Source organism: Nocardioides marinquilinus, from assembly GCF_039543705.1.
GTDB lineage: Bacteria > Actinomycetota > Actinomycetes > Propionibacteriales > Nocardioidaceae > Nocardioides > Nocardioides marinquilinus.
This window is the reverse complement of the sequence record NZ_BAABKG010000002.1, coordinates 667,744-694,707: the sequence shown is the minus strand read 5'-3', so window position 1 is coordinate 694,707 and position 26,964 is coordinate 667,744. Positions and strand designations below refer to the sequence as shown.

The following is a 26,964-nucleotide window of genomic DNA, read 5'->3' as shown; positions in this document are numbered from 1 at the left end:
GAGCCTCAGGGTTCCACAGGACGCCGCGCGAACCGCAGGGTGTCGCCGTCCAGGACGGCGGTGACGTGGCCCGGCAGCTGCACCTGGCCCCGCACCCGGCCGCTGACCAGGCCGAGCAGGGCGGTGACGTGCACGTGGAACAGCTCGGACGGCGGGCTGCCCGCGGCCAGCGCCGCCAGCCGCACCACACGCGAGCGGACGGCGTCCGGCTGGCCGGCGAGGTCGGGCAGGCGCAGGCCGTCGTCGGTGCGGGCGCGGGCGAGGGCGGCGTCCGCGAGGTCGTCGAGCGCCTCCATGTCGGGGCGCAGCTGCTCGGCGGTGCGGGCGAGGGTCTCGGCCACGCCGGGGCCGAGCTCGCGCTCGAGCGTGGGCAGCACCGTGTGGCGCACCCGGGAGCGGGTGAAGCGGGGGTCGTCGTTGTGGGGGTCCTGCCACGGCTCGAGGCCCTCGGCGGCGCAGGCGGCCTCGGTCTGGGCGCGGGTGACGCCGAGCAGGGGGCGGGCGAAGACCTCGAAGGCGGGTCGCATGCCCGCGATCGAGCGGCCGCCGCTGCCGCGGGCGAGGCCGAGCAGCACCGTCTCGGCCTGGTCGTCGAGGGTGTGGCCGAGCAGCACCAGGCGGCTGCCGAGGCTGGCCGCCACGTGCCCGAGGACGGCGTAGCGCGCCTCGCGGGCGGCCGCCTCGAGGCCGCGGCCCTGCGCCTCGACGGTGACGCGGGCCGAGAGCGTCTCGTCGGCGCCGACGCGGGCCATGGTGGCCACGACGCGGGCGGTGTGGTCGGCGGAGTCGTCCTGGAGGCCGTGGTCGACCACGGCGCCGACCACGCGGCGTCCGGCCTTGTGGCCCTCGTGCACGGTGGCGGCGAGGAGGGCGAGGCTGTCGGCGCCGCCGGAGCAGGCGACGACGACGGGGCCGGCGTCGTCCTCGTGCGCGGCGAGCACGTCGCGCACCCCGCGGCGGACCGCGGCGACGGCGGGGTCGAGCGTCATCGCGGCGGGGTCACAGGACGCGGGTGACCCAGGCCTCCGGGTCGCTCAGCTCGGCCTTGGAGGGCAGGTTCTCGGGGCGCTCCCACACGGCGTTGAACTCGGCCATGCCGACCTTGTCGACGACGGCGTTCACGAAGCGGGCGCCGTCGCGGTACTGCGCCATCTTGGCGTCGAGCCCGAGCACCCGGCGCAGCAGCCGGTCGAGGGCGCCGACGCCCTTGCGGCGCTCGTTGAAGCGCTGGCGGATCTGGGCGACCGAGCCGATGACGCTGGGGCCGACGCCGTCCATGACGACGTCGGCGTGGCCCTCGAGCAGCGACATCATGCCGGTGACGCCGTCGAGGATCTGCTGCTGCTCCGGCGTGCTGAGCAGCTCGACGACCGACCCGCCCGAGCCGCCCCGGTTGCGGATCGCGTGGCCGAGGCGCTGGGTGAGGTCGTCGAGGCCGCCGTCGCCGAGCGTGCCGGCCAGCGCCTCGACCTGCGAGAACAGGTGCTCGCGCATCCAGGGGACGGCGGTGAACTGCACCCGGTGGGTCTCCTCGTGGAGGCAGACCCAGAGGCGGAAGTCGTGCGGGTCGACGTCGAGCTCGCGCTCGACGTGGACGACGTTCGGGGCCACCAGCAGGAGCCGGCCGTGCGGGGCGTGGAAGGGGTCGAACTGGCCGAGCACCTTGGTGCCGAGGAAGCCGAGCAGGCCGCCCACCTCGGCGCCGGTGACGCGCGAGCCGACGGCCAGCGCCAGCCGGCCGGGGTCGCGCTTCTCCCCCACCTGCGCCACCAGCGGCGAGACGACGTGCCGGAACGCCTCGCAGTTGGCCCGCACCCACCCGGCGCGGTCGACGACCAGCACCGGCGCGGTGTGCTCCGGCGCCTCGAGGCCAGTGAACTCGCGGACGTGCGCGGTGGACGCCTCGGCCCCCGCCCGCAGCTCGGCCACGGCGTCGTGCGCCTCCTGCCGGGAGACCGCCGGGCCGTCACCCGCGATCCTCGAGCCGATGCGGACGGCGAGCTCCCAGTCGATCATCTCGGGCGCCGAACGCTCCGGGGTCGTCATGCCGCGAACCTACCCGGGCGCCGCGCACGCCCCCGGTGAGCGGGGGCATGCATGGCCGGCGGTCTCGACGACGCTCGTTCCTCGCTGCTCAACCAGCGCAGTCCCGGTGGTCGAGCAGGCCGAGCGTCTGCGCGAGGCCGTCGTCGAGACCCCGGCACCGTCGACGTGAACGTTCGCGTGCAGGGCCCTTCGGCAAGCTCAGGGTCCGTGGTGTCGGCCTGGCCTCGACGGACCGAGTTCGACACCGGACGCGAGCACCGTGGCGTGAAATCGCCGACGGCCCCGCTCGAGGCGCCGTCCCCTGCGCGCCGAGCGGGGCCGTCGAGCTGTCCCCTGGTGCTGTCGTGCGTCGCGGGCGACCGGCCTCCACGCTCCCCCCAGATGCGCGGTGTGCCGGTCTCGGCGACACCACAGACGCTAGGCGGCGTGCATCCAGGCGGGATCAGGTCGAGCGCAAGGTTGTCTCAAGAGCCGGTCAAGAACGGCGTCCCGAGCAGCGGCACGCCCCCAGGGCGGCCGCGGCGCTGTCCTGGGCGACGCGCGCGTCGAGCTCGTTCGCCTCGCGCACCCGGTCGGCCATGAGCACGAAGACGAGCACGTTGCCGTCGAGGTCGGTGGCCAGGCCGGCCAGCGACGAGACGTTGCCCAACGTGCCGGTCTTGGCGCGCACGCGACCGAGGCCGGCACGGGGACCCTGGTCCATGCGGTCGGCCAGCGAGCCGGTGAACCCGGCGACGGGGAGCCCGCTGATGACCGGGCGCAGGTCGGGCTGGTCGTCGGAGGCGGCGAGGCGCAGCACGTCGACGAGGAACGACGGGTCGGCGCGGTTCTGGCGCGAGAGGCCGCTGCCGTCGTAGAAGACGCTCGGCCCCATGCGCACGCCCTGCTCGGCGAGCAGCGACCGGACGCCGCGACGTCCGGCCTCGGTGGAGCCGTCGCCCTCGACGGCCAGGCCGACGTGGCGCAGCAGCGTCTCGGCGCCCTCGTTGTCGCTGACGTCGAGGATGCGCTCGACGATGCCGGCCAGCGGTGCGCTGTCGACCGACGCCAGCACGCGGCCCTCCCCGGCGGCCCGGCGTCGCGGCGTGCCGACGACGCGGACGCCGGCCGCCACCAGCGCCTCGGCGAAGGACGCCGCCGCCTCGGCCGCGGGGTCGGCGACCCGACCGGCCCCGGTGCGCTCGCGTCCCTCGTCGACCCACAGCGCCGAGATGGGCGCGACCTCCTCGGTGGTGATGTAGCCCGGCTCCCACCGCGGGTTCTCGGCGGGGCCGGTGAAGAGGGTGTCGTCGAAGTCGAGCCGCACGCGGCCGATGCCGTCGGCCTTCAACGCGGCGGCCGTGTCGGCGGCGAGGTCGTCGAGGGTGGCGCGGGCGGGGTAGGGCCAGGCCAGGCCGGCCTCGTCGACGTCGGCGCGCTCGAGGAACGGGTCGCCGCCGCCGACCAGCACCACCCGGCCGCGGCCGGCCGCGCGCACCTGGGTGGTGAAGACGTGGTCGGGACCGAGGGCGAGCAGCGCGGCCGTGGAGGTGACGACCTTCGTCGTCGAGGCCGGGATGGCGGTGTCGCGGCCCTGCACGAAGACCGGCTCCCCGCCGGCGAGCGGCGCCACCTCGGCGAGCACGTGGCGGCCCAGCTTGCGGTCGGCCAGGTAGGGCGCGACCGCCTCGCGGACGGCGGCGGCGTCGACGTCCGGGCGTGGGGTCGCGGGGGCCGCGACCGGCCCGGGCGGCGTGACCTCGGGGGCGTCGACGCCCTCGGGCGCCTCGATGGTGGCCGGGTCGTCGGCGGGACCGGCGGCGTCGTCGCCGTCCAGCCAGCCGAACGGGTCGTAGCGCACCACCGCCACGCCTCCCGCGACGAGCGCGAGCAGCAGGACGAGGACCAGCGTCGCGCGCGTCGCCGAGCCGCTGCGTGCCATCGGTCGACCGCCTCCTGCGCTGGGTGCCAGATCACGACCGCGCCGGCTGCGCGATCGGGGCCATTGTGCGCGACACTGGGCGCGTGCTGGAGTTCGACGTCCTGGTGGAGATCCCCAAGGGGGAGCGCAACAAGTACGAGGTCGACCACGAGTCGGGCCGCATGAGGCTCGACCGCATGCTGTTCACCTCGACGCAGTACCCGGCCGACTACGGGTACATCGAGAACACCCTCGGCCTCGACGGCGACCCGCTCGACGCCCTGGTGCTGCTGCAGCACCCGACGTTCCCGGGGTGCCTGATCCGCTGCCGCGCGATCGGCATGTTCCGCATGACCGACGAGGCCGGCGGCGACGACAAGGTACTCTGCGTGCCCGCGACCGACCCGCGGCAGGAGCACATCCGCGACATCAACCACGTGCCGAAGTTCGACCGGCTCGAGATCCAGCACTTCTTCGAGGTCTACAAGGACCTCGAGCCCGGCAAGTCCGTCGAGGGCGCCGACTGGGTCGGCCGCTCCGACGCCGAGCAGGAGGTGCTCGCCTCCTTCGAGCGCGCCAAGCAGGGCGACGCCGAGGACGCGGCCGAGCGCCCGGAGAACCTCGACAAGCACTGAGCCGGTGCCGGCTCGGCTCAGCTCCGCCGGGCGGTGAGCTGGTGACCGTTCCGGCCCGCGATTCGGTAGCTCACGCACCGCCGCCCCGGCTCGGCCCGGCCCCGGGGTGGCGGTGAGCTGGTTACCGTTCCGCCCCGCGATTCGGTCATTGACGCACCGCCGCCCTGGCCCGGCCCCGCTCCGCCGTCCAGGTGCAACCTTCTCGGCTTCTACCGCCGCTTCTCGGGCGTTGCATTGCCCGAGAACGTCAGGGATACCCGGTGAACCGGGTATGCCTGACCACCCCGGCAGCCACGCAGGTCACAACAACCACACTGCTCACGCGTCGCGCTTGGTCCCCCGCACGTAGCCGAGGGCGCCGGAGCGGGTGAGGCGGACGTCGTCCACGCCGCCATCGCCGAGCCAGGTGACGAGCTCGGGGCCGGTGCAGCCGGGACCCATGAGCCCGGCGAGGCGGCCGGCGCGGCGCATCGGCTCGAAGCGCAGGCCGGTGTCGTTGAGCAGGGCGCTGCCGAGCAGGACGCCGCCGGGGCGCAGCACGCGGGTGAGCTCGGCGACGGCGCGGGCCGGGTCGGGGAAGCAGTGCAGGCCGGTGAGGGTGACGACGCGGTCGAAGGAGCCGTCGTCGAAGGGCAGGTCGCCGACGTCCGCGATCGTCGTGGTGACCTGGTCGGCCACGCCGTGCCGCTCGGCCAGCGCCCGGGTGCGCTCGAGCATCGCGGGCGAGATGTCGGTGGCGACGTAGTCGAGGCCCTGCCCCGGCCACACGCCGCGCAGCGCCACCCCTCCCCCGCACGGCACGTCGAGCACCCGCGAGCCGGCCTCGAGCAGCCCGGTCTCGCCGGCCGCGCGGTAGAGCAGCCCGAGGTCGCTGTGGACCCCGACCCGCCACGCCATCCCGCCGGCGATCGGGTGCTCGACGGTCCAGTCGTAGACGCTCGCCCACAGCGGGTCGGCGTCCCACCGCATCAGCCTCACGCCGACGACCCCAGCCGCCCCGGCCCCAGCCGCGCGAGGAAGCCGTCGAGCGCGGCCTCGATGCGGGCGGCGTCGTCGCCCAGGTCGGCGTCGCCGGTGCGGCTGAGCGCGTGGTCGGCGCCCTCGAGCTCGAGCACGTCGCACCCGAGCGAGCCGACGACGTCGTGGTCGTGCAGCGGGTCGGCGAGCCCGGCCACCACCAGCTGCGGCGCCGGGTTGTCGCGCACGCCGGCGAGGCAGCCGGGGTCACGCAGCAGCGGGGTCAGCCACACCGCCGGCCAGCCCCGCGCGGCGGCGTGCCCGGCCGCCCGGGTGCCGAGCGACTTGCCCACCACCACGTCCGGGACGCCGTCCGCGAGCGCCTGCTCGAGCCGACCGACCACCCACGGGGTGGGGTCGTCGGGCAGCGGGCCGGGCGGCGTCCAGCTCACCGCGCGCACCTCGTGGCCGTGACGCTCGAGGGCGTCGACGGCCAGGCGCAGCAGCGGCATCGTCACCGGGAACGCCCGTCCGGGCAGGACGACGGCCAGGCTCACGCGGGTCCGACCAGGTCGGGCGAGCGCAGCAGCGCGTGGGGCACCCCGAAGGCGTCGACCATGTCGCCGGCCAGCGGCCGCAGCCGCCGGCACAGCCGGCCGACCTCGCGGCTGATCGCCTTGCTGCGCTGCGAGCTGAGCCGGCCGTGCTCCATGAACCAGGCGCGGTCGGCCTCGAGGCCGGAGAGCGCGTGCAGGTCGAGCAGCAGGCCGAGGGCGTCGCGCAGGTCGCCGTCCGGCTGCGAGCGCACCTGCTCGGCGAAGGCCTCGAGCACGAGCCGCTCGACGTGGGCGCGGGCTGCGGCGATGACGTGGTCCTGCACCCGCGAGAACACCTCGCCGGGCTCCATGCTGCGGTCGAGGCCGCGCTTGAGGCGGCGGGCGACGCCGCCGAGCGTGTGCTCCTCGCGGAAGCGGTACATCGCCAGCTGGTAGTCGGTGTCGAGCAGCCCGGACTCGGGGTCGCTGTCGTCGCCGCCGGGCAGCACGTCGCGCAGCCGCTCGATCACCTTGTGGACGGCGGTGCGCTCCATCACGGTCTCGACGGCCAGGCCGGCGACGAACTTGACCATGCCGAACTGGTCGAGGTCCTCGAAGTCGCTGGAGTACGCCGTCAGCAGGCCCTTGGCGACCAGCTGCAGCAGCACGTGGTTGTCGCCCTCGAAGGTGGTGAAGACGTCGGTGTCGGCCTTGAGGGCGGCGAACCGGTTGACGGCGAGGTAGCCCGCGCCGCCGCAGGCCTCGCGGGCCTCCTGGATGGTGCGGGTGGCGTGCCAGGTGGCGAGGGCCTTGGTGCCGGCGGCGCGGGACTCGAGCTCGCGGCGCCGCAGCTCGTCGTCGGCGCCGGCGTCGGCGTCCGCGTCGGCGGGGGCGGTGCCGTCGGTGGAGAAGACCGCGTGCACCTCGTCGACCAGCACCGACTGCGCGCAGTGCAGCGCGTAGGTGCGGGCCAGCAGCGGCAGCAGCCGGCGCTGGTGCAGGCCGTAGTCGAGCAGCAGGTCCTCGCGGTCCTTCGACGTCGCCTCGAACTGGCGGCGGCGCAGCGCGTACTTGACCGCGATGGTGATGGCGACCTTGGCGGCGCTGAGCCCGGCGCCGCCGACGCAGGCGCGGCCCTGCACGAGGGTGCCGAGCATGGTGAAGAAGCGGCGGTCGGGGTTCTCGATGTCGCTGACGTAGTCACCCTCGGCGGTCACCTGTGCGAACCGGTCGAGCAGCGCCTCGCGCGGCACCCGCACCTCGTCGAACCACAGCCGGCCGTTGTCGACGCCGTTGAGGCCCATCTTGGGGCCGTCGTCCTCGATGGTGACGCCGGGCGCGGGCTCGCCGTCGACGCGGATCGGCACGAGCAGGGCGTGGACGCCGCGGTCGTCGCCACCGACGACGAGGCGGGCGAAGACGACGGCGATCTCGCCGTGGGCGGCGGCGTTTCCGATGTAGTCCTTCCACGCGTCGGGGCGGGTGGAGGTGATGACGAACTCGCCGGCCGCGGGGTCGTAGGTGGCGACGGTGCCGAGCGCCTGGACGTTCGAGCCGTGCCCGGTCTCGGTCATCGCGAAGCAGCCCAGGAGGCGTCCGCTGACGATGTCGGAGAGGTAGCGGTCGTGGTGGCGCTGCGTGCCGAGCTGCAGGACGGCGCCGCCGAACAGCCCGAACTGCACGCCCACCTTGACCAGCACCGAGAGGTCGCCGAACGCGAGGGTCTCGAAGGCGGCGAGCGAGGCGCCGATGTCGGCGGCGCCGCCGTGCTCGGTGGGGAAGCCGAGACCGGCCTGCCCGGTGCCCGCCATCTCGACGACGAGGTCGCGCACCCGGTCGCGGTACTCGGTCGTGCCGAGCGTCTCGGCCTCCTCGAGGACGCCGGCGTGCTCGGTCAGCTGGTCGCGCACCCGGTCGCGCACCTCGGCGTAGCGGCCGTCGAGCACCGCCCTCAGCGCGGCGACGTCGACCTGGGCCTGCGCACGGCCCCGGTCGTCGCGGTGGCCGTGCTCGGGCCGGGACGCGCGGGTCGGCTCGTCGCTGGGCTCGTCGGTGGGCTCGTCGGTGCGGACGGGGACGTCGGTCGCCATCGGACCAAGCTAGCGAGCTGGACGGGCCCCGGGTTCACCTGAAACGCGGACCCACGGCCCCGGCGCTAGGGCCGGGCGTAGAACGTCGGCGGGATCCAGTAGTAGAGCGACTCCTCGCTCACCGGGCGACCGGTGCGCGGGGCGTGGATGATCATGCCGTCGCCGACGTAGAGCGCCACGTGGTAGATCGACGAGGGGCTGCTCGAGGAGCCCCAGAAGACGAGGTCGCCGGGCTGCAGGTCGCCCGCGCCGATCGGCGTCGACTGCTCGTACTGCGCCACCGAGTAGTGCGGCAGGGACGTCCCGCCGGCGGCCCAGGCGCCCATGGTGAGGCCGGAGCAGTCCCAGGCGTCGGGGCCGGCCGCGGCCCACACGTAGGGGTCGCCGAGCTGGGCGCGGGCGAACGCGATCGCGGCCTGGGCGCCGCCGCTCGGGGCGGGGGCCGGGTCGGGGGCCGGCTCGGGGTCGGGCGCCGGCTCCGGGTCGGGCGCGGGCTCCGGGTCGGGCGCGGGCTCCGGGTCGGTGGACGGCGCGGGGTCGGGCGTGGGGGCCGGCTCGGGGGCCGGCTCGGGGTCGGTGGCGGGCGGCGTCCCGGCCTCCTCCTCGGCGGCCTCCTGCTCCGCGGCGGCCTGCTCGGCCGCGGCCTGCTCGGCGGCCTCCTGCTCGGCTGCCTCCTGGGCGGCTGCCTCCTGGGCGGCCTGCTCGGCGGCGGCTTGGCGGGCGGCGGCCTCGGCGGCGGCGCGCCGGGCCTCGCGGCGCTCGATCGCGGCCTGACGGCGGGTGGCGAGGTCGACGCTGACGCCCTGCAGCCGGGCCAGCTCGTCGAGCAGCTGGTCCCTGCGGACGGCGACCGCCTGCGCCTCGTCGGCGGCGTCGGCCGCGGCGGCCTCGGCGTCGTCGCGGGCGTCGCGGGCCTCGTCCTGGGCCGAGACGGCGCGGGCGAGCGCGGCGTCGCTCTCGGCGCGGGCGTCCTCGGCGTCCTGCAGGGCGTCGGTGAGCAGCAGGTGGTCGCCGGCGAGCAGTTCGGAGCCGAGGCGCGCCGTCGACAGCCCGGTCAGCAGGTCGTCCATGCCGCCGGCCTCGATGGTGGCCGAGAGGGCCGAGAGCTCGGGGTCGGTGCCGTAGGTGGCCAGCACGGTGCGGGCGAACTGCTCCTTGACCCGGGCGACCTCGGCCTCGGCCGCGCGCTCCTCGCGGGCGGCCGCACGGGCGTCGTCCCGGGCGAGACCGGCGGCGTAGCGGGCGCCGTTGAAGGCCTCGGCGGCCTGCGCGGCCTTCACGTCCGACGCCTCGAGCCGGTCGGTGGCCGCCTCGAGGTCGGCCTGCACGGCGGCCACGTCGCGCCGTCCCTGCTCGGTGGCGGCCTCGGCCTGCTGCACCTGCTCACGCGTCGGGACGGGCGGACGCGTGGGGTCGTCGTCAGCGGCGGCCGGAGCGGTCGGGGCGCCGAGCGCCGCGGCCAGCAGGACCAGTGAACATGCCGCAGTCGCGACCCGGGGGAGCCTCACGGGTCACATTAGAAACAGAAGTCACAAACTTTCACAAGGCGAGCGGCGTGTCGACTTGACGAACTACATCGGTGTCATTCTCGACGTCCGGTTCGGGACGGTTCTTGTGGCGCCGGTCGAACCGCTGCCCGGTGGCGAGGCCGCCGAGGTAGAAGGAGACGAACGCGATCATGATCCCGGCGACGTCGTCGGCCAGGTAGTGCCAGCCGAAGTAGATGGTCGCGACGACCGTGAGGCCGAAGTTGACCCAGAAGATGCGCTTGAGGGCGGTGCTGCGCAGCGTGAACTGCACCATCAGCGCCCACAGCAGCGTGATGCCGCAGTGCAGGCTGGCGAACCCGGCGACCGAGTTCACGATGCCCTCGACGCCGGAGCCGTCGTAGCCGCCGTAGAGCAGCAGGTCGCGCGAGCGGTCGAGCGAGCGGATCAGGTCGGTGGTGGGCGTGTGCGCGAGGTCGGTGTAGCCCGGCGCGTAGTGGAAGGCCGGGCCGAGCGTCGGCAGGGCGTAGTAGGACGCCGTCCCGATCGACCACGCCAGGCACTGCGAGGTGGCGAACCAGTAGCCGTAGGAGATGCGGCGCGACCAGACGATCCACGCCATGACCGCCAGCGGCACCAGCGGCACGAACAGCAGGTAGATCCACGACAGCACGTGCGCCACGACGTTGGTGCCGAGGACGTCGTGCAGCACCGGGCCGGGCCGACCGCCGAAGAACAGCATCTTGTCGACCGTGTTCAGCTCACGGTCGAACATGTCGTCGGGGTTGTCGAAGGAGCGCACGAACGGCAGCGCCGACTTCAGGTTGCGGTAGCTGACGTAGGTCACGTAGAAGCACACGATGCCGAGCACGACCAGCGTGACGCGGCGCCTCGTCCAGTGCGTGCGCAGCCGGTCGCGCACCACCGGCAGCATCACCGCGGGCCGCAGGCGCGAGTACCAGAGCATCCGCGGCACGACGTCGAGCGTGGCCGTGATGAGCAGCAGCAGCGGCAGCCGCAGCCACGACGGGCCGAGGAACGCACCCTCGGGGTCGAGCAGCGGACGGTCGTAGCGCTGGGAGACCACGAACGCCAGCACGCCCATCACCGCGGCGACCCCGACGAGGGTCACGTAGGCGCGGCGGTACCCGGCGGCTGACACGCGCGTCATTCTAGGGTCGCCCGTCGTTCACCCGGCGACGTGCTGCGTCCGCGGCAGTCGCGCCAGGCGGCCGGGGTCGACGGCCAGGCCGACCCGCTCCCCCGGGCCCGCGGGCAGGCCGGACGACGCGACGGCGTCGACCTCGCCGACACCGTCCACGTCGACGACGAGCCGGGTGACCTCGGGGGTGGCGCGGGCCGAGACCAGCCGGCCGGCGAGCGGGCCGTCGGCGGCGACGGTGAGCGCCGAGCGGCGCAGGGCGACCGCCGGGGCGAGCGTGAGGCCCGCGGCGTCGAGGACGACGTCGGCGGCGTCCCCCTCGAGCACCCGGGCGTAGCCGAGGAACAGCGCGGTGTCGGCGTCGGCGGGCGCCGCCCAGACCTCCTCGATCGGGCCCTGCTGCACGATGCGGCCCTCGCGCATCACCACCAGCCGGTCGGCCAGCGCGAACGCCTCCTCCTGGTCGTGGGTGACCACGATGCTGGTGGTGCCGGCCTCGCGCAGGATGGCGTGCAGCTCGCCGGCCAGCCGCTCGCGCAGGCCGGCGTCGAGCGCCGAGAGCGGCTCGTCGAGCAGCAGCAGCCGGGGCCGCGCGGCCAGCGAGCGCGCCAGCGCGACCCGCTGCCGCTCGCCACCGGAGAGCGTCGCGGGCAGCCGGTCGTCGTAGCCCTCGAGGCCGACCAGGGCGAGCAGCTCGCCGACCCGCGCGGCGACGTCCGCCCGCGACGTGCGGCGCAGCCGCAGCGCGTAGCCGACGTTGCGCGCGACCGTGAGGTGGCTGAACAGCTGCCCCTCCTGGAACATCAGGGCGAAGCCGCGCTTGTGGGTGGGCACGCCGGCGAGGTCGGCGTCGTCCCAGGCGATGGTGCCGTGGGTGGGCGGCTCGAGCCCGGCGACGGCCCGCAGCAGCGTCGACTTGCCGCAGCCCGAGGGCCCGAGGACGGCGACGACGCTGCCGTCGGGCACGTCGAGAGTCGCTCCGGCCACGGCCGGGACGCCGTCGTAGGCGACGGTGACGTCGTCGAGGCGCAGCACGGCTACCACGCCCCCAGCGCCGGCACGCGCAGCCGCTCGACGGCGAGCACGACCAGCGCGGTGGTGGCGGCGAGCACGACGGCGGCGGCGAGCGCCATCCCGTAGTTCTGCTCCCCCGGCCGGCCGAGCAGCCGGACGACGACCACCGGCAGCGTCGGGTGGTCGGCACGGCTCAGGAACGAGGTGGCGCCGAACTCGCCGAGCGAGACCGCGAAGGCGAACCCGGCCGAGGCGAGCAGCGGCCGCGCGACCACCGGGACGTCGACGGTGAGCGCCGTGCGGAGCGGGCCGGCGCCGAGGGAGGCGGCGGCCTGGCGCTGGCGGTCGTCGATGCCGGCCAGCACCGGCACCAGGGTGCGCACCACCAGCGGCAGCGCGACGAGCGCCTGCGCCAGCGGCACCAGGAGCGGCCAGGTGCGCAGGTCGAGCGGCTCGCGGCCGAGGGTGACGAGCAGGCCGAAGCCGAGCGTGACCGCCGAGACGCCGAGCGGCAACATGAAGAAGCCGTCGAGGACGGCGCGGGTGCGGCGCTCGGCGCGCGAGCGAGAGCGGCCGGTGAGCACCACGGCGACGAGCAGCCCGAGCAGCAGCGCGATCCAGGTGGCGTCGACGGCGGTCTGCAGCGAGTTGCGCAGCGCGGTGGTCGCCGGGACGACGAGCAGCCCGTCGTCGCCGCGGGTCTGCAGCGCGGTGTAGTTGGCCAGGCTCCAGCGGCCGTCGTCGCGCAGCGAGCGGACGACGAGCGCCGCGATCGGCGTGGCCAGGGCGACGACGAGCAGGCCGGTCAGCGCCAGCTGGGGCGCGTCGGCGCGGCGGGGGCGCTGCGGACGCGCGGTGACCCGCTGCACGGTGGCGTCGGCGACGCGGCGCAGCCGGCCGGTGACCACCAGCAGGGCGACGACGGCGAGCAGCTGCACGATCGAGAGGGCGGCGGCGCCCGCCTGGTCGTAGAGCACCGTGGTGAGCAGGTAGATCTCGGTCTCGACCGAGGCGTAGCGCACCCCGCCGAGGGTGAGGACGACGCCGAACGCCGTCGCGCAGAACAGGAACACCACGCCGGCCGCCGACGCGACAGCCGGCCGCAGCGCCGGCAGCGTGACGGTGCGGAAGACGGTGGCCGGGCTCGCCCCGAGGGCGGCGGCCGCCTCGGCCGGACGCCGGTCGAGGCCCTCCCACGCCGCGCCGACGGTGCGCACCACGACCGAGACGTTGAAGAAGACCAGGCCCATGACGATCGCGGCCGGGGTCTGGTCGAGGCCGAGGAACCCGAGCGGGCCGCCCTCGCGCAGCAGCTGCCGGAACGCGACGCCGACCACGACCGTGGGCAGCACGAACGGCACCAGCAGCGCCGCGCGGACGGCGGCCCGGCCGCGCCAGCGCAGCCGGTGCAGGGCGTAGGCCGCGGGCAGGCCCAGCAGGACGGCGACGGCCGTCGCCGCGGACGACGTCCACACGGTGAACCAGACGACGCGGCCGGTGCGGGGCCGGGCGAGGACCTCGAGCGCGGCGCCGGGGTCGAAGCCGCCGTCCGCGCCGTCGGGCCACAGCCCCCGCGCCAGCATCCCGCCGACCGGCAGCAGGAAGAACAGCGTGAGGACGACGACCGGCGCCGCCGCGAGGGCGACCAGGGAGAGCGTGCGCCTCATCGGGGGCTCACCGGGTGCTCACGGGGTGCTCACGGGCTAGCGGCTGACGAGGTCGTTCCACTCGACCAGCCAGTCCTCGCGGTTGGCCTCGATCTCGGCCGGGTCGACGGCGTACGGCTCGGAGGGCTGCTGCGCGAAGCGCGACCAGTCGGGCGGCAGGTCGACGCCGTCCACGACCGGGAAGACGTACATGCTCTCGGGCAGCGCGGACTGCACCTGCTCGCCGAGCAGGTAGCTCACCAGCTCGCGGGCGCCCACGGGGTTCTCGGTGCCCTCGAGGACGCCGGCGTACTCGACCTGGCGGTAGCAGGTGTCGAGCAGGGCGCTGGTGCTCGAGGTCTCGGACTTCTCGTCGACGGTGAAGGCGGGGCTGGAGTCGTAGGACAGCACGATCGGGCGGTCGCCCTCGCCCTGGGTGAAGCCGCCGTAGTAGGCCTCCGACCAGCTCGGCGCGATCTCGACGTCGTTGTCGAGCAGGCGCTGCCAGTAGTCGGGCCAGTCGTCGCCGTAGGCCGCGATCGTGGTGAGCAGGAAGGCGAGGCCGGGGCTGCTGGTCGCCGCGCTCGAGGTGACGAACAGGCCCTCGTAGGCGGGGTCGGCGAGGTCGTCGAGGGTCTGCGGCGGGGCGAGGTCGTTCTCGGCGAACCAGGTGTCGTCGACGTTGACGCACACGTTGCCGGTGTCGACCGGGACGAGGCGCTGGCCGTCGTCGCCGGGCAGGGCGAAGGTCTCGGCGCCGGGCGGGAGGTCGCCGTCGTACGGGCTCAGCGCGCCGGCGTCCTCGACGCGGGAGGCGAAGGTGTTGTCGACGCCGAAGACGGCGTCGCCCGAGGGCTTGCCCGCCTCGTCGGTGACCAGGTTCACCAGCGTGCCGACGCCGTCGCTCGGCCGCACCTCGAGGCTGTAGCCGGACTCCTGCTCGAAGCCGCGGATCACCTTCTTCGGCAGGCTGAAGTCGCTGTGGGTCAGCAGGATGACGGTGGTGTCCTCGGCGGTGGTCTCACCGCTGCCGTCGCGGCCGGCGTCGCTGCTCTCGTCGCTGCCGATGAGCGAGCACGACGTCGCCGCCAGCACGAGGACGGCGGCCGCCGCCACCTTGGGAACGCGGAGGTCTCTCACGATGACTCCCTTCGCCGGTCCTAACCGGATCAGGTTCGGAGGGTCTGCGGGTCCGCCCGCACTCTCAGCACGCTGCCGTGCTCCCCTGTCTGTTCGGTGGCCACTGTACGGGTGGTGCGGGTTGCGTCGGTGGTGGGTGGGGCGGTGCTGGCGGTGGGTCTCGTCGGGCGGCCCGGGGCGGCGGTGACCTGGTTACCGTTCCGACGTCCGATTCGGTAGCCCACGCACCGCCGGGCGGGGGCGGGTCTGGGCGGCGGTGACCTGGTTACCGTTCCGACGTCCGATTCAGTAACCCACGCACCGCCGGGCGAGGGCGCGTCTGGGCGGCGGTGACCTGGTTACCGATCCGACGTCCGATTCGGTAACCCACGCACCGCCGGGCGAGGGCGGCCCGGGGCAGCGGTGACCTGGTTACCGATCCGACGTCCGATTCGGTAACCCACGCACCGCCAAGCGGGGGCGGCCCGGGGCAGCGGTGACCTGGTTACCGATCCGACGTCCGATTCGGTAGCCCACGCACCGCCGGGCCGGGGCGCGGCGCGCCAGGATGGCCATAAGTCGTCCACAGGCGGCGTCCGCGTCCGAGTTCTCCACAGCTCGGCCACCACGCGCCCCGCCGAGGCCCGCGATCACGTCGGATCGCGGCATGAACGAGATCCCCGAGCCGCTTCGCGGCAGGCCATTCACCCACGCCGAGGCCCGCGCCGCCGGCGTCAGTGCGCGGATGCTGATGGGCACACGCTTCCGACGCATCCATCCACGCGTGTGGCGGTGCGCCGAGCACAAGATGTCGGAGGCCGACCACGTGGTGGCCGCCCGGCTCGCGCTGCCGCAGGACGCCCGCACCACCGGCATCACCCGGCTGCAGCTCGAGGGCCTCGACTTCGGACCACGTCGACCCCTCCGCTTCGTCGTCGCCGCGACCATCACCTCGACCTCGACGGGATCTTCCTGCACCGCACCGAGCGGATGCCGCCCACCGACGACCGCGGCGTGACCCCGGCAGCCGCGTTCATCGCCTACTGCGCGCTCGCCCGGGTGATCGACGCCATCAAGGTCGGTGACTGGCTCCTCCACGAGCGCTCCATGTCCCTGGCCGAGCTGCGCGATCTCGCCCTGGCGCAGCAGTGGCGCGCGGGCGCCGACGAGGCGATCTGGCTGCTCGAGCACCTCGACGGCCGGTCGCGTTCGTTGCCGGAGAGCGAGGTCCGGGCGATGTTGGTCTTCGCCGGCCTCCCCGCGCCGGAGGTCAACGTGAACCTGGCCGTCGGGCCAGGGCTCGTCGTCCAGGGCGACCTGCTCTACCGCGCGTTGCGGCTGCTCGTCGAGTACGAGGGGGCGCACCACCAGGAGGACCGCGATCAGTACGCGATCGACATCGACCGCTACGCCGACGTGCGCCGGGCCGGTCTCGAGTACGTGCAGGTCACGCGGGAGAAGGCGCGGATCCCGAAGCGCGCGGTGGAGGAGATCCACGACCGGATGGTCGAGCTCGGCTACGACGGACCGGCTCCCGAGTTCGGTGACCGGTGGCGGTCGCTGTTCGGCTCGGTCGCCGCGGCCGTCGGCCCGCGACACACCCGCATCCGCGCCAGCTGACCGCCTGCGGACGCCGACCGGCGGTGACCCGGTGACCGTTCCGCCGCGCGATTCAGTAACCCACTCACCGCTCCCCCGACCCGACCCACCACAGCGGTGACCTGGTGACCGTTCCGCCGCCCGATTCGGTAACCCACTCACCGCTCCCCCGACCCGACCCACCACAGCGGTGACCTGGTGACCGTTCCGCCGCACGATTCGGTAACTGACTCACCGCTCCCCCGGGCCGACCGACCAGCCACACTGTCCCCGTGACCGATCCCGGGGCCGAGGCGCCTTGTCTGGTGCTGCCGTTCGCCGAGCTGACGCCGGTGCAGGTGCACGACCTGGCGCGGTTGCGGCAGGACGTCTTCGTGGTCGAGCAGGACTGTCCCTACCCCGACCTCGACGGGCGCGACGTCGAGCCGACGACGCTGCACGTGCTGCTGCTCGACCAGCCGGGCGGGCGGCTGCTGGGGTGCGCGCGGGTGCTCGAGGACGACGGCGGCAACAGCCCGCTGGGGCGCATCGGGCGCGTGGCGCTGGCGAAGGACGCCCGGGGAAGGGGGCTGGCCGACGTCGTCATGCGGGTCGCGCTCGAGGCGTGCGCGGGGCGGGACGTCGTCCTCGACGCGCAGGCGCCGCTGGCCGGCTGGTACGGCACGCACGGGTTCGAGGTGACCGGCCCCGAGTTCCTCGAGGACGGCATCCCCCACCTGCCGATGCGCCGCTACGCCGACCGGTAGAGCGCCACGCCCGAGACCACCTCGGTCACCAGGTCGCCCCGCGAGACCAGCAGGTCGAGGTGCGCCCGGGTCTCCATCACCGCCATGCCGCGGTTGAACGGGTCGAGCTCGTCGTAGGCGCGCAGGTGCCGGGTCCAGCCGAGCCCGCGCGCGACGTCCGCGGCCGACACCGAGCCCGACACCGCGCCCGACACCGAGCCCGACCCACCGGCCGGCACGAGGTCGAGGCACTGCCGCAGCCGCTCGTCGTGGTGGGCGAGCAGCGCCCGCGCCCGGTCGTGGGACGACGCCGCGACCGGCCCGTGGGCGGGCAGCAGCCGCAGGTTGGGCAGCTCGAGCACCCGGCCGAGCGAGCCGAGGAAGTCGCCGAGCGGGTCGAGCGGCGGCGGCAGCACGAACCCGATCGACGGCGTGATGGTCGGCAGCACGTGGTCGCCGCCGAACAGCAGCCCCTCGGCCCGGTCGGCGAAGACGTAGTGCCCCGCGGTGTGCCCGGGCGTGTGGACGGCGTCGAGCACCCGCCCGTCGAGCGCGATCGACCGGTCGCCGTCGATCCAGCTGGTCGGGCGCCGCCACACCTCCGGGTCGGGCTCGGGCGCGTTCGCGGCCCACTGCTCGGCCACGTCGGGCGCCCCGGCGGCCCGCAGCAGCGCCGCGAACGGGTTCTGGGCGAACCGCTCCGGGTCGTTCAGCAGGTCGATCGCCGGCTTCTCGGGCAGGCCGAGCGCGACGTCGACGCCGAGCTCGCGCCCCAGCACGGTCGCCAGCGTGAAGTGGTCGCGGTGCACGTGCGTGACCAGGAACCGGCGGACGTCGCCGAGCCCGGCGCCCATCGCGGCCAGGCCGCGCTCGAGCCGCTCGCGCGCCACCGGGATGGCCCACCCGCCGTCGACCAGCGTCAGCCCGTCGCCGTCCTCGACCGCGTAGACGTTGACCGCCTTCAGCCCGTCCATCGGCAGCGGCAGCGGGATGCGGTGCACCCCCGGCGCCACCGGCCACGCCCCCTCGGCCGACCAGTGCTCGCCGGAGTCGGGCGAGACCGCGTGCGCCGTCGAGGTGCCCGGGTCGGGGGCCGGGACGTCGGGAGCCACCCGCCCGACGGTACGGCGTCGCCGCGCCGTCCCGGGCCCGCCCCGGCCAGACTGGCCCCGTGAGCGAGGACGACGGCCTGGTGGCCCGGCTGCGCGCGGCGGGCTGCGTCTACGCCGAGGACGAGGCTGCCCTGCTGCGCGAGGCCGCGGCCGGGGCACCCGACCCGGACGCCGAGCTGGAGCGGCTGGTCGTCGCCCGCGCCGCCGGCCGGCCCCTGGAGCACGTGCTGGGCTGGGCCGAGCTCGACGGTCACCGCTTCGCGGTGGACGACGGGGTCTTCGTGCCGCGGCGACGCTCGACGCTGCTGGTCGACCTGGCCGAGAGCGCGGCTCCCGAGGGGGCGACGGTGCTCGACCTGTGCTGCGGCAGCGGGGCGCTCGGCGCCGCGCTCGCCGCACGGCGACCGGACGTCGTCGTCCACGCCGCCGACCTCGACCCGGCCGCCGTGGCCTGCGCCCGCCGCAACCTGCCGGCCGAGCGCGTCCACGAGGGCGACCTGTTCGACGCGCTGCCGGCCGACCTGCGCGGCCGCATCGACGTGGTGGTGCTCAACGCGCCCTACGTGCCGCACGACGAGCTGGTCACCATGCCGGCCGAGGCGCGCGACCACGAGCACCACCTCTCTCTGGACGGCGGCTCCGACGGCCTCGACGTGCACCGCCGGGTCGCCGCGGCGGCGTCCGATTGGCTCGCCCCGGGCGGCCTCCTGGTCACCGAGGCCGCGCCGGTGCAGATCCCGACGCTCTGCGCGCTCCTCGAGGACGCCGGCCTGGCGGCCGAGCCCGTCGAGGAGCCGCGCTACGACGCGACCGGGGTCGCGGCGATCAGCCCGACACCGCGTCGGCGCCCTCGCCGACGGTGACCTGCGAGAGGAACCGCACCATCTCCTCCTGCGAGAACCCCGCGTCGGGGAACTGGATGCGCACGACGCCCTCCGGCTCGCTCGGACGCGTCGGCGTCGAGACGGTCGTGTGCTCGGAGTCGCCGCGGACCTTGTAGTCGCGACCCTCGAACGTCACGGTCCGTCCCCCGCCGAGGCCGAGGGTGTCGAAGGTGATGACCAGCTTGCCCAGGAACGAGTCGGGGCTCGTGTCGGGGTCGCCCACCTCGGCGATCGTCACGCCGAACTGGGTGCCGCCCTGCACCTCCCAGCCGCGCGGGGTCTCGGCGTAGGAGTACGGCCCGACCACGACGCGGCCGTCGACCGTGCGTGCCTCGTAGCGCCGCGGCCCGGACGGCTCCGGGTCCGCCGGGTCGCCGTTGAGGTCGACGGTCGGCGCGTCGGTCGGCACCACGGTGGGCGGCACGGACGGCGCCCTGGTGGGCGCCGGCGTCTCGGACGCCGCCACCCCGGGTGCGGCCGGGCCCGGGTCGGTGCCGGTGCCCTCGCCGTCCCCGCCGAGGTCGACGGTCTGGCCGACCGTCACCCCGAGGACGGCCACGGCGGCCACGCCGGCGATGCCGGCAGCAGCCCGCAGGCGCCGCTGGCGGCGCAGCGCGACGCGCCCCCGCCGGACGTCGTCGGCGGGCGTCGTGGCCCCGGGGTCGGACGGCGGGGTGGCGCCGCGTTCGAGCATCTCGGGCAGGTCGGTCATCGGGTCTCCTCGTGGGCGGTCGCGGCCTGGGCCGGGACGACGTGGTCGCCGAGGGCGTCGCGCAGGTGCGCGAGCGCCTTGGCGTTCTGGGACTTGACGGTGCCCTCGCTGCAGTCGAGCTGGCGGGCGGTCTCGGCGACGTCGAGGTCGAGCCAGTGCCGCAGCACGACCACCGCCCGCTGCCGGGGCGCGAGCCCCGCCAGCGCGGCGAGGACGTCGTGCCGCAGGTCGGCCGTCTCGGCCCCGTCGGGCGCCCCGGCGCGCCGGGGTCCGTCGGGCGGGCAGTCGGGGCCGGCGGTCACCTCCCGGCGCCGGTGGGCGCGCCGGGTCTCGTCGACGAAGACCCGCGTGACCGCCGTCCGGGCGTAGGCCACCCGGTTCTCGGCCACCCGCGCCTTGGGCCAGGCCAGGTAGAGCCGGGTCAACGCCGTCTGCACGCAGTCCTCGGCCCAGGCCTCGTCGCCGGCGGTCAGCAGCCGGGCCATCGCCACGAGCCGTGCGCGGTGCGCGCTCACGAACTCGCTGAACTCCTGGTCGCGCTGGGACGTCCTCATCGGATGGGGCTCTCCTCGTTGCCGTGGCGACCCTGCGGCCACCGTCACCCCTCTGACCGGTGCGACGCCGTCCGGGGTTGCCCCGGTCGGCCGACCGATCTCGTCCGACCCGGACCCGCCTCAGACCCGCCCGGCGCGCAGGCTGACCGCCAGCAGGGTGGTGTCGTCGTCGTCGGACTCGAAAGCGCCGATCAGCCGGTCGGCCCAGGCCTCGGCGTCGACGTCCTCGGGACGGCGGGCGGCCACCTCGTGCAGCCGGGCGGTGCGCAGCTCGAGGTCGGCGCCGCGGCGCTCGACGAGGCCGTCGGTGTAGAGCACCAGCATCGCTCCCGGCGGCAGCTCGACGCGGGTGAGGGGCGCTCCGCCGACGCCGACGCCGAGCAGCGGACGGCGGGCGACCTCGACCCCCGAGGCGTGGCCGTCGGTGTCGACCATCATCGGCGCCGGGTGGCCGGCACTGGCGATCTCGGCGGCGCCGGCCGCGATGTCGATGACGGCGACCGCGGCGGTGGCCACGCCGACCTCGAGCAGCCCGTCCATGAGGCGGTCGAGGAGGTCGAGCGCCTCGGCGGGCGTGTGCCCCTCGTGGAGGTAGGCGCGCAGGGCGGTGCGCAGCTGGGTCATGGCCGAGGCCGCGGTGACGCCGTGGCCCGCGACGTCGCCGACGACGACGGCCATGCGGCGTCCGGGCAGCTCGAAGGCGTCCCACCAGTCGCCGCCGAGCTGGTAGGTCGACGCCGGCCGGTAGCGCGCGACCACCTCGACGTCGGCGTAGACCGGGGCGCGGTCGAGCACGACCTGCCGCTGCATCGACTCCGCCATCGCGATCTGCTCGCGTGAGCGCAGCAGCAGCAGCGCGTTCATCTGCCGGCCGAGCTCGTCGGCGGCGTCGAGCTCCCAGGGCCGCCACGGCTGGCTCTGGCCCTCGGTGATCTCCTGCCACTTCTCGAAGGAGCGCCGCGGGCTCAGCCGCACGGCGGCTCCCTCGGTGGCGGCGAGCAGCTTGTTGCGGGGGTCGCCGCCCCAGTTGACGACCCGCCGCTGCTCGGGGCGGAACCACATCAGCCACCGGTCGGGCTGCGAGCCGATGCGCAGGACGCCGGACGCGACGTCGGCGACCTCGCTGAAGCGGGCGTCGTCGCGGGAGAGGTAGGCGGTGCTGGTGGCGTACATCTCGGGGTCGTCGGTGGCGGCGGCGATCGCGGGCAGCAGGCGCTCGTCGGGCACCTCGCCGAGGGTGCGCACGCTGCCGTCGAAGTTGAGCGCCAGCCCGGAGGCGCCGACGACGGCGAGGATCGCGGGATCGGCCACCAGCGCGTCGAGCGGGTCGCCGGGCGCTGCGGCGATGCGCCCGCACATCGCGGCCACCGCGGCCTGGGTGATGACGGCGGCGTCGCGGGCGTCGGCCCGGGCGCGCGAGGCGATGAGGTGCGAGGCGACCTGCGTGACGAACTCCGACGCCGCGCGGGCCTCGTGGCTCGGCCGGTGGGGCCCGGAGTAGTGGTGGCAGGCGATGAGCCCCCACAGCACGTCGTCGATGACGATCGAGATCGACATCGAGGCGTTGACGCCCATGTTGGTGAGGTACTCGAGGTGGATGGGCGAGACGCTGCGCAGCCCGGCGTGCGACATGTCGAGCGGCCGCTCGGTGCCGGGGTCGAACAGCGGGTGCAGCGGCACCGGCTCGTAGGCGACGTCGACGATGAGCCGGATCGGGTTGAGCGCGTAGAGCCGCCGCGCCTGGGCGGGGATGTCGCTGGCGGGGTAGTGCAGCCCGAGCCAGGAGTTGAGGTCGTCGCGCATCGCCTCGCCGACGACGACGCCGTTCCACTGCTCGTCGAAGCGGTAGACCATCACCCGGTCGAAGGCGGTCAGCTCGCGCACCTCGCGGGCGAGCAGGTAGGTGAGGTCCTCCAGCGTGGCCGACCGGGCCAGGCGCGACATGGCGGTGCGCGCCGAGGCGTAGCCGACCTCGGTGCCCTCGCTGCGCACCTGCTCCTCGAGCTCGACGACGATGCGCGCGTCCGAGCGGTGCACCCGGACGTCGACCTCGCGGCCGTCGAGCGCGGCGCCGGTGAGCCCGCGCGGCGTCAGCGTGAGCGGGTCGCCCGGGTAGCCGTCCTCGACCCGTCGTCCGACCGCGGTCGCGACGTCGTCGCCGGCCACCTCGGCGAGGGTGCGGCCGAGGGCCTCGTCGGCCGCCGTCCCGAGCATCGGCCCGCAGTTCGCCGAGCAGGTGACGAGCCGCAGGTCGTCGTCGAGGGCGAGCAGGACGCCGTGCGGCTGGATCGCGCCGGGCACGTGGATCGGCTCGGTGTCGCAGGTCGTCAGCGTGGCGACGTCGTAGGCCGGGGTGTGCTCGGCGGCCGGCGGCCTGGTCACGGGGTCGTCCTCACTTCACTTCGGGAGGCGATCACGGTATCCCGGTCCAGACCATCGGCGTGGGCGAACCGCGCGGACTCACCCCTGGGGGTCGGCGGCGTCCAGCAGCTGGGCGAGGTGGCGGCTCGGCCGGCCACGCAGGTCGGCGAGCTGGGTGCGGCACGAGAACCCGTCGGCGAGGACGACGGCCTCGGGCGCGGCGTCGACCGCCGGCAGCAGCTGCTGCTCGGCGACGGCGACGGAGACCTCGTGGTGGCCGACCTCGACGCCGAAGTTGCCGGCCAGCCCGCAGCATCCCGACAGCCGGGTGACCGTGGCGCCGGCGGTGGCCAGCAGGTCGGCGTCGGCCTGCCAGCCGAGGACGGCGTGGTGGTGGCAGTGCGGCTGCGCCACCAGCTCGACGCCGCTCAGGTCGGGCGGCCGCCAGCCCGGCGTCTGCGCGAGCAGCTCGGCCAGGGTGCGCACCGAGCGGGACACGAGGTCGGCGTCCGGGCCGGGCACCAGCTCGTGCACGTCGGAGCGCAGCACGGCGGTGCACGACGGCTCGATGCCGACGATCGGGACGCCGTCGCGCGCGGCCGGGGCCAGCGTGCGCACTGTGCGGCGCAGGATCCGCTTCGCGGCGTCGAGCTGACCGGTGGTGATCCAGGTGAGGCCGCAGCACACGGCGCCGTCGCCGTCCCGCTCGGGCAGGAAGGGCTCCCAGCCGGCCGCGCGCAGCACCCGCACCGTGGCGGCGGCGACCTCGGGGTCGAAGGCGTCGCTGAAGGAGTCGACGAACAGCACGACGGGCCGTCGCCCTTCGACAGGCTCAGGGCCCGGGCCCGAAGGGTCGAACGTCGCGCGGAACGGTCGCCGGGCGAAGCGCGGCACGCTCCGCCGCCGGTCGACGCCGGCCGCGGCGAGCATCAGCCGCCCGACCAATGGCAGGCCCATGAGCAGGTTGACCAGCCCGGCGAGCCGCAGCCGGCCGACCAGCCGGGCCCACAGCGGCAGCCGGCCGAGCGCGTAGTGCGAGCGCGGCCGCAGCCGACGGCGGTAGGTCTGGTGCAGTGCCTCGGACTTGTAGGTGGCGAGGTCGATGCCGGTGGGGCAGTCCGACGCGCAGCCCTTGCACGACAGGCAGAGGTCGAGGGCGTCGTGGACGGCGGGGTCGCTCCACGCCAGCTCGCCGCGCACGACCTCCTGCAGCACGCGGGCGCGGCCGCGGGTGGAGTCCTTCTCCTCGCGGGTGGCGAGGTAGGAGGGGCACATGACACCGCCCGCCGCAGCCCCCGTCGGCCTAGGGTCGGCGCGGCACTTGCCGACGCCGGTGCAGCGGTGCACGGCCTGCGCGAGGTCGCCGTCGTCGTGCGGGTAGGCCATCGCGAGCTGCCGGCGGAACGGCGGGACGCCGACCACGCGCACGTCGGCGTCGACCGGGTCGGGGTCGACCAGCACGCCGGGGTTGAGCAGGCCGTCGGGGTCGAAGGCGTGCTTGATGCCGGCGAACATCGCGAGCGCGTCGGCGGAGTACAGGTGCGGCAGCAGCTCGCTGCGGGCGCGGCCGTCGCCGTGCTCCCCCGAGAGCGACCCGCCGAAGTCGGCGACCAGGCGCGCGGCGTCCACGAGGAAGGCGCGCAGCCGGGCGGCGCCGTCGCGGTGCTGCAGCGGCAGGTCGAGCCGCACGTGCAGGCAGCCCTCCCCGAAGTGGCCGTAGGGCGCCGAGCTGAGCCCGTGGGACGCCGTCAGCTCGTCGAAGCGGGCGAGGTAGTCGCCGAGCCGGTCGGGCGGGACGGCGGCGTCCTCCCAGCCGGGCCAGGCGGGCAGGTCGGCGGGCGAGCGCCCGGCCAGCCCGGCGCCGTCCTCGCGGATGCGCCACAGGCGGGCGGCGGTGGCGGGGTCGTCGACCACCCGCGCGTCGACCCCGAGCCCGGCGCCGGCGAGGGCGTGCGCACGGTCGAGCACCTCGACGGCGTCGTCGCCGGCGATCTCGACGAACAGCCAGGCGCCGCCGTCGGGCAGCGGCGGGACGGCGGCCGGTCCGCGCCGCTCGCGCAGCACGTCGACCAGCCGCGAGTCGAGGCCCTCGCACGAGGTGGGGCCGTGGGCGACGACGGCCGGGGCGGCGTGGCCGGCGGCGACGATGTCGGCGAAGCCGAGCACGACGACGACGCGGCAGGCGGGGTCGGTGACCAGCCGCACGGTGGCCTCGGTGACGACGGCGAGCGTGCCCTCGGAGCCGACCAGGGCGCGGGTGAGGTCGAAGCGCTCGGGCAGCAGGTGCTGTGCGGCGTAGCCGCTGACCTGCCGGCCGAAGCGGTCGAGCTCGGTGCGGGCGGTGCCGAGGTGGTGGCCCATGACGGCGCGCACGCCGTGCGGGCCGTCGAGGACGGCGTCGGCGCCCGACTGCGTGGGCCGGCCTTCGGCGTCGCGCCCGGTGACGACCTCGGTGCCGTCGGCGAGCAGCAGCCGCAGCCCGGTGACGTTGTCGTCGGTGCGGCCGTAGGCCAGCGACCGCGCGCCGCAGGCGTTGTTGCCGATCATCCCGCCGATGGTGCAGCGCGGGTGGGTCGACGGGTCGGGCCCGAAGCGGACGCCGTGCGGCGCGGCCGCCCTCTGCAGGACGGCGTGCACCGTGCCCGGCTCGACGCGGGCCGTGCGGGCCTCGGGGTCGACGTCCAGCACGCGGCCGAGGTGGCGGGAGAAGTCGACGACGATGCCGCGGCCGACGGCGTTGCCCGCGACCGACGTCCCGGCGCCGCGCGAGGTGAGCGGCGTCCCGGTCTCGCGCGCGACCCGCAGCGTGGCCGCGACCTCCTCGACGCTGCGCGGCCGGACGACGGCCAGCGGCGGCACCCGGTAGAGCGAGGCGTCGGAGGAGTACATGGCGCGGCTGAGCGCGTCGTCGTGCACCTCGAGCCCCGCCGCGCGCAGGGCCCGCGCCGCGTCCGTCGTCTCCGCCACCACGCTCACCGGTAACATGTTACTCGTGCAGTCCAGCCGCATGCGCGCCGACCTCGCCCCGACGCTGCGCCTCCCGGACGACGCGGGGTCGCTGGCGGACGGCGTCGCGCGGGCGGTGCGCGACGGCATCGCGTCGGGCGCGCTCGACCCGGCGCACACCTACTCGGTCTACCGCCTCGCCGACGACCTCGACGTCTCGCGGAGTCCGGTGCGCGAGGCGATGCTGCGCCTGGCCGAGGCGGGGCTGGTCGAGATCGAGCGCAACCGCGGCTTCCGCGTCGTGCTCCCCCGCGCCCGCGACGTCGAGGAGATCTTCGAGGTGCGGCTCGCGCTCGAGCCACCGGCGGCGGGGCGGGCGGCCCGCGCCGGCTGCCCCGACGCCGTGACCTGCCTGCGCACGATGGACGACGCCGCCCGCGCCGGCGACGAGCCCGCCTTCTGGGACGCCGACCGCGCGCTGCACCGGGCCCTGCTGCTGGCCGCGGGCAACGGCCGGGCGGCCGCCATCGTCGAGCAGCTGCGCTCGACCACGGCGCTGCTCGGCCCGCCGACGACCGCGACCGGCCGCTCGCTGCGCGAGATCCACGCCGAGCACGCGCCCATCGTCACCGCCGTCGGCGACGCCGACCCGGTCGCCGCCGAGGCCGCGATGCGCGCCCACCTCGAGCACACGGGCGCGTTGCTCGTGCGTCGCCTGCGCCCGGCCGAGGACTGACGCCGTCGTCGAATTGCACTCCACCCGGATGGAGTGCACTATGCACTACGTGAGTCAGAGTGCAACGAAGAGTCGCGGCGACACCTCGCGCCGCATCAGCTCGTGCGCCCAGGCCCTCGCCGACGACCGCGGGCTCGACGGCTTCACGATGGACGACCTCGCCGAGGCCGCCGGCGTCTCGCGGCGCACCCTGTTCAACTACTTCTCCGGCAAGGTCGACGCCGTCCTCGGCGAGTGGCGTCCCCTCGACGAGGCCGACGTCGCCCGCTTCCGCGACGGCGGCCCGCACGGCGACCTCGTCGCCGACCTCCGCGCCCTGCTCGCGCCCTTCATCGAGGCCAAGTTCGCCGACCGCGACGAGCTCGCCCGCAGCCGGCGCATCCTGCTGGCCAACCCCCGGCTGATCAGCACCGTGCACCAGCGGTACGAAGAGCTCTGCGCCGTCGTGGTCGAGCAGATCGTGGCCCGCGAGGGCGTCGCCTTCGGCGCGGGCCGCGCCAAGGTCGCCATCTCGCTGCTCGCGGCGCTCTTCGACGCCTCCCTCGACGGCTACCTCGCCGACCCGCGCGAGCGCGAGTTCAGCCACCACTTCGACGAGACCCTGCTCATCGCCCGCTCCCTCCTCGGCGCCTGAGCCCGCACCGCCCGCACCGCCCGCACCGCCCGATCGCTCCCGCCGACCTGCCGCTCGACCCCCACTCGACCCCGCTCGCCTCCACACGACGCTCGACAGGAGACCTCCC

The 26,964-nt window shown here is 75.4% G+C and carries 23 protein-coding genes and 1 riboswitch; of the genes, 7 read left to right on the top strand and 16 right to left on the bottom strand.

The genetic code is table 11. The features are described 5' to 3' along the window. Positions 1-5: 5 nt before the first annotated feature. The 3 genes from tilS to dacB form a co-directional block, all read right to left on the bottom strand. Positions 6-989: a tRNA lysidine(34) synthetase TilS gene (gene tilS / locus ABEA04_RS09350; RefSeq protein ID WP_345457394.1), complete on the bottom strand. Its 984-nt coding sequence runs from the start codon at positions 987-989 to the stop codon at positions 6-8. A 10-nt stretch (positions 990-999) separates the two neighbouring features. Further along, positions 1,000-2,046 (bottom strand): zinc-dependent metalloprotease, encoded by a 1,047-nt coding sequence (locus tag ABEA04_RS09345; protein ID WP_345457391.1) that lies wholly within the window; start codon positions 2,044-2,046, stop codon positions 1,000-1,002. A 475-nt stretch (positions 2,047-2,521) separates the two neighbouring features. Then, positions 2,522-3,967, bottom strand: a complete 1,446-nt coding sequence (gene dacB, locus ABEA04_RS09340; protein ID WP_345457388.1) for a D-alanyl-D-alanine carboxypeptidase/D-alanyl-D-alanine endopeptidase — start codon at positions 3,965-3,967, stop codon at positions 2,522-2,524. Positions 3,968-4,053: 86 nt separating this feature from the next. Here dacB and ABEA04_RS09335 point away from each other — a divergent pair, with 86 nt between their 5' ends. After that, positions 4,054-4,581 (top strand): inorganic diphosphatase, encoded by a 528-nt coding sequence (locus ABEA04_RS09335; RefSeq protein ID WP_345458275.1) that lies wholly within the window; start codon positions 4,054-4,056, stop codon positions 4,579-4,581. A 318-nt stretch (positions 4,582-4,899) separates the two neighbouring features. On the opposite strand, the gene ABEA04_RS09330 is transcribed toward ABEA04_RS09335, so the two are convergent. From ABEA04_RS09330 to ABEA04_RS09295, 8 genes are all read right to left on the bottom strand, one after another. Next, positions 4,900-5,550, bottom strand: a complete 651-nt coding sequence (locus ABEA04_RS09330) for a class I SAM-dependent methyltransferase (RefSeq protein ID WP_345458273.1) — start codon at positions 5,548-5,550, stop codon at positions 4,900-4,902. 5 nt (positions 5,551-5,555) lie between these two features. After that, the gene (locus tag ABEA04_RS09325) at positions 5,556-6,095 is read right to left on the bottom strand and encodes a hypothetical protein (RefSeq protein ID WP_345457385.1); all 540 of its coding nucleotides are present in this window, start codon (positions 6,093-6,095) and stop codon (positions 5,556-5,558) included. Then, positions 6,092-8,164 carry an acyl-CoA dehydrogenase family protein gene (locus ABEA04_RS09320; RefSeq protein ID WP_345457382.1) on the bottom strand — a complete coding sequence of 691 codons (2,073 nt, stop codon included), beginning with the start codon at positions 8,162-8,164 and terminating at the stop codon, positions 6,092-6,094. Before ABEA04_RS09320 ends, ABEA04_RS09325 begins: the two co-directional genes overlap by 4 nt. A gap of 65 nt (positions 8,165-8,229) precedes the next feature. After that, on the bottom strand, positions 8,230-9,672 hold the full coding sequence (locus ABEA04_RS09315) for a C40 family peptidase (RefSeq protein ID WP_345457380.1): 1,443 nt from the start codon (positions 9,670-9,672) through the stop codon (positions 8,230-8,232). A gap of 31 nt (positions 9,673-9,703) precedes the next feature. Beyond that, complete coding sequence (locus ABEA04_RS09310; RefSeq protein WP_345457377.1) at positions 9,704-10,813, bottom strand: phosphatase PAP2 family protein; 1,110 nt, start codon at positions 10,811-10,813, stop codon at positions 9,704-9,706. 27 nt (positions 10,814-10,840) lie between these two features. Beyond that, a complete protein-coding gene (locus ABEA04_RS09305; protein WP_345457374.1) occupies positions 10,841-11,857 on the bottom strand; it encodes an ABC transporter ATP-binding protein in 1,017 nt (338 codons plus the stop codon). Continuing rightward, positions 11,851-13,494, bottom strand: a complete 1,644-nt coding sequence (locus tag ABEA04_RS09300; RefSeq protein ID WP_345457372.1) for an ABC transporter permease — start codon at positions 13,492-13,494, stop codon at positions 11,851-11,853. The genes ABEA04_RS09305 and ABEA04_RS09300 overlap by 7 nt, the downstream gene beginning before the upstream one ends. 36 nt (positions 13,495-13,530) lie before the next feature. Beyond that, entirely contained in the window at positions 13,531-14,613 is a 1,083-nt protein-coding gene (locus ABEA04_RS09295; RefSeq protein WP_345457369.1) for a thiamine ABC transporter substrate-binding protein, read from the bottom strand. Next, positions 14,603-14,710: riboswitch (TPP riboswitch) on the bottom strand. (Overlaps the previous gene by 11 nt.) 549 nt (positions 14,711-15,259) lie before the next feature. On the opposite strand from ABEA04_RS09295, the gene ABEA04_RS09290 reads away from it, so the two are divergent. The 3 genes from ABEA04_RS09290 (at position 15,260) to ABEA04_RS09280 (ending at position 16,937) form a co-directional block, all read left to right on the top strand. Continuing rightward, positions 15,260-15,610, top strand: coding sequence for a hypothetical protein (locus ABEA04_RS09290; RefSeq protein WP_345457366.1), 351 nt, complete (start codon positions 15,260-15,262; stop codon positions 15,608-15,610). Next, positions 15,607-16,212 carry a hypothetical protein gene (locus tag ABEA04_RS09285; protein ID WP_345457363.1) on the top strand — a complete coding sequence of 202 codons (606 nt, stop codon included), beginning with the start codon at positions 15,607-15,609 and terminating at the stop codon, positions 16,210-16,212. Before ABEA04_RS09290 ends, ABEA04_RS09285 begins: the two co-directional genes overlap by 4 nt. A gap of 251 nt (positions 16,213-16,463) precedes the next feature. Beyond that, positions 16,464-16,937 carry a GNAT family N-acetyltransferase gene (locus tag ABEA04_RS09280; protein WP_345457360.1) on the top strand — a complete coding sequence of 158 codons (474 nt, stop codon included), beginning with the start codon at positions 16,464-16,466 and terminating at the stop codon, positions 16,935-16,937. Here the strand turns inward: ABEA04_RS09280 and ABEA04_RS09275 are convergent. Further along, the gene (locus ABEA04_RS09275) at positions 16,922-18,028 is read right to left on the bottom strand and encodes an MBL fold metallo-hydrolase (protein WP_345457357.1); all 1,107 of its coding nucleotides are present in this window, start codon (positions 18,026-18,028) and stop codon (positions 16,922-16,924) included. The two genes, ABEA04_RS09280 and ABEA04_RS09275, sit on opposite strands and share 16 nt — an antisense overlap. 59 nt (positions 18,029-18,087) lie before the next feature. On the opposite strand from ABEA04_RS09275, the gene ABEA04_RS09270 reads away from it, so the two are divergent. Further along, positions 18,088-18,891, top strand: a complete 804-nt coding sequence (locus ABEA04_RS09270; protein ID WP_345457354.1) for a putative protein N(5)-glutamine methyltransferase — start codon at positions 18,088-18,090, stop codon at positions 18,889-18,891. On the opposite strand, the gene ABEA04_RS09265 is transcribed toward ABEA04_RS09270, so the two are convergent. The 4 genes from ABEA04_RS09265 to ABEA04_RS09250 all read right to left on the bottom strand — a co-directional run bounded on the left by ABEA04_RS09265 (position 18,854) and on the right by ABEA04_RS09250 (position 25,506). Beyond that, positions 18,854-19,624, bottom strand: coding sequence for a hypothetical protein (locus tag ABEA04_RS09265; RefSeq protein WP_345457351.1), 771 nt, complete (start codon positions 19,622-19,624; stop codon positions 18,854-18,856). The two genes, ABEA04_RS09270 and ABEA04_RS09265, sit on opposite strands and share 38 nt — an antisense overlap. Further along, a complete protein-coding gene (locus ABEA04_RS09260; RefSeq protein WP_345457348.1) occupies positions 19,621-20,178 on the bottom strand; it encodes a SigE family RNA polymerase sigma factor in 558 nt (185 codons plus the stop codon). The genes ABEA04_RS09265 and ABEA04_RS09260 overlap by 4 nt, the downstream gene beginning before the upstream one ends. Before the next feature lie 120 nt (positions 20,179-20,298). Beyond that, positions 20,299-22,560 carry a SpoIIE family protein phosphatase gene (locus ABEA04_RS09255; RefSeq protein WP_345457345.1) on the bottom strand — a complete coding sequence of 754 codons (2,262 nt, stop codon included), beginning with the start codon at positions 22,558-22,560 and terminating at the stop codon, positions 20,299-20,301. Positions 22,561-22,638: 78 nt separating this feature from the next. Beyond that, positions 22,639-25,506 carry an FAD-binding and (Fe-S)-binding domain-containing protein gene (locus ABEA04_RS09250; protein ID WP_425577014.1) on the bottom strand — a complete coding sequence of 956 codons (2,868 nt, stop codon included), beginning with the start codon at positions 25,504-25,506 and terminating at the stop codon, positions 22,639-22,641. Positions 25,507-25,531: 25 nt separating this feature from the next. On the opposite strand from ABEA04_RS09250, the gene ABEA04_RS09245 reads away from it, so the two are divergent. Both ABEA04_RS09245 and ABEA04_RS09240 read left to right on the top strand, forming a co-directional pair. Further along, positions 25,532-26,221, top strand: coding sequence for a GntR family transcriptional regulator (locus ABEA04_RS09245; protein WP_345457337.1), 690 nt, complete (start codon positions 25,532-25,534; stop codon positions 26,219-26,221). Between the two features lie 49 nt (positions 26,222-26,270). Continuing rightward, on the top strand, positions 26,271-26,855 hold the full coding sequence (locus tag ABEA04_RS09240; RefSeq protein WP_345457336.1) for a TetR/AcrR family transcriptional regulator: 585 nt from the start codon (positions 26,271-26,273) through the stop codon (positions 26,853-26,855). Positions 26,856-26,964 lie beyond the last annotated feature (109 nt).

What these genes read in the sequence shown, in the direction of transcription:
- ABEA04_RS09290 (WP_345457366.1), top strand. Translation starts at nt 15,260, where the DNA reads ATGAACGAGATCCCCGAGCCGCTTCGCGGCAGGCCATTCACCCACGCC.
- ABEA04_RS09320 (WP_345457382.1), bottom strand. Translation starts at nt 8,164, where the DNA reads ATGGCGACCGACGTCCCCGTCCGCACCGACGAGCCCACCGACGAGCCC.
- dacB (WP_345457388.1), bottom strand. Translation starts at nt 3,967, where the DNA reads ATGGCACGCAGCGGCTCGGCGACGCGCGCGACGCTGGTCCTCGTCCTG.
- ABEA04_RS09265 (WP_345457351.1), bottom strand. Translation starts at nt 19,624, where the DNA reads ATGACCGACCTGCCCGAGATGCTCGAACGCGGCGCCACCCCGCCGTCC.
- ABEA04_RS09345 (WP_345457391.1), bottom strand. Translation starts at nt 2,046, where the DNA reads ATGACGACCCCGGAGCGTTCGGCGCCCGAGATGATCGACTGGGAGCTC.
- ABEA04_RS09300 (WP_345457372.1), bottom strand. Translation starts at nt 13,494, where the DNA reads ATGAGGCGCACGCTCTCCCTGGTCGCCCTCGCGGCGGCGCCGGTCGTC.
- tilS (WP_345457394.1), bottom strand. Translation starts at nt 989, where the DNA reads ATGACGCTCGACCCCGCCGTCGCCGCGGTCCGCCGCGGGGTGCGCGAC.
- ABEA04_RS09330 (WP_345458273.1), bottom strand. Translation starts at nt 5,550, where the DNA reads ATGCGGTGGGACGCCGACCCGCTGTGGGCGAGCGTCTACGACTGGACC.
- ABEA04_RS09260 (WP_345457348.1), bottom strand. Translation starts at nt 20,178, where the DNA reads ATGAGGACGTCCCAGCGCGACCAGGAGTTCAGCGAGTTCGTGAGCGCG.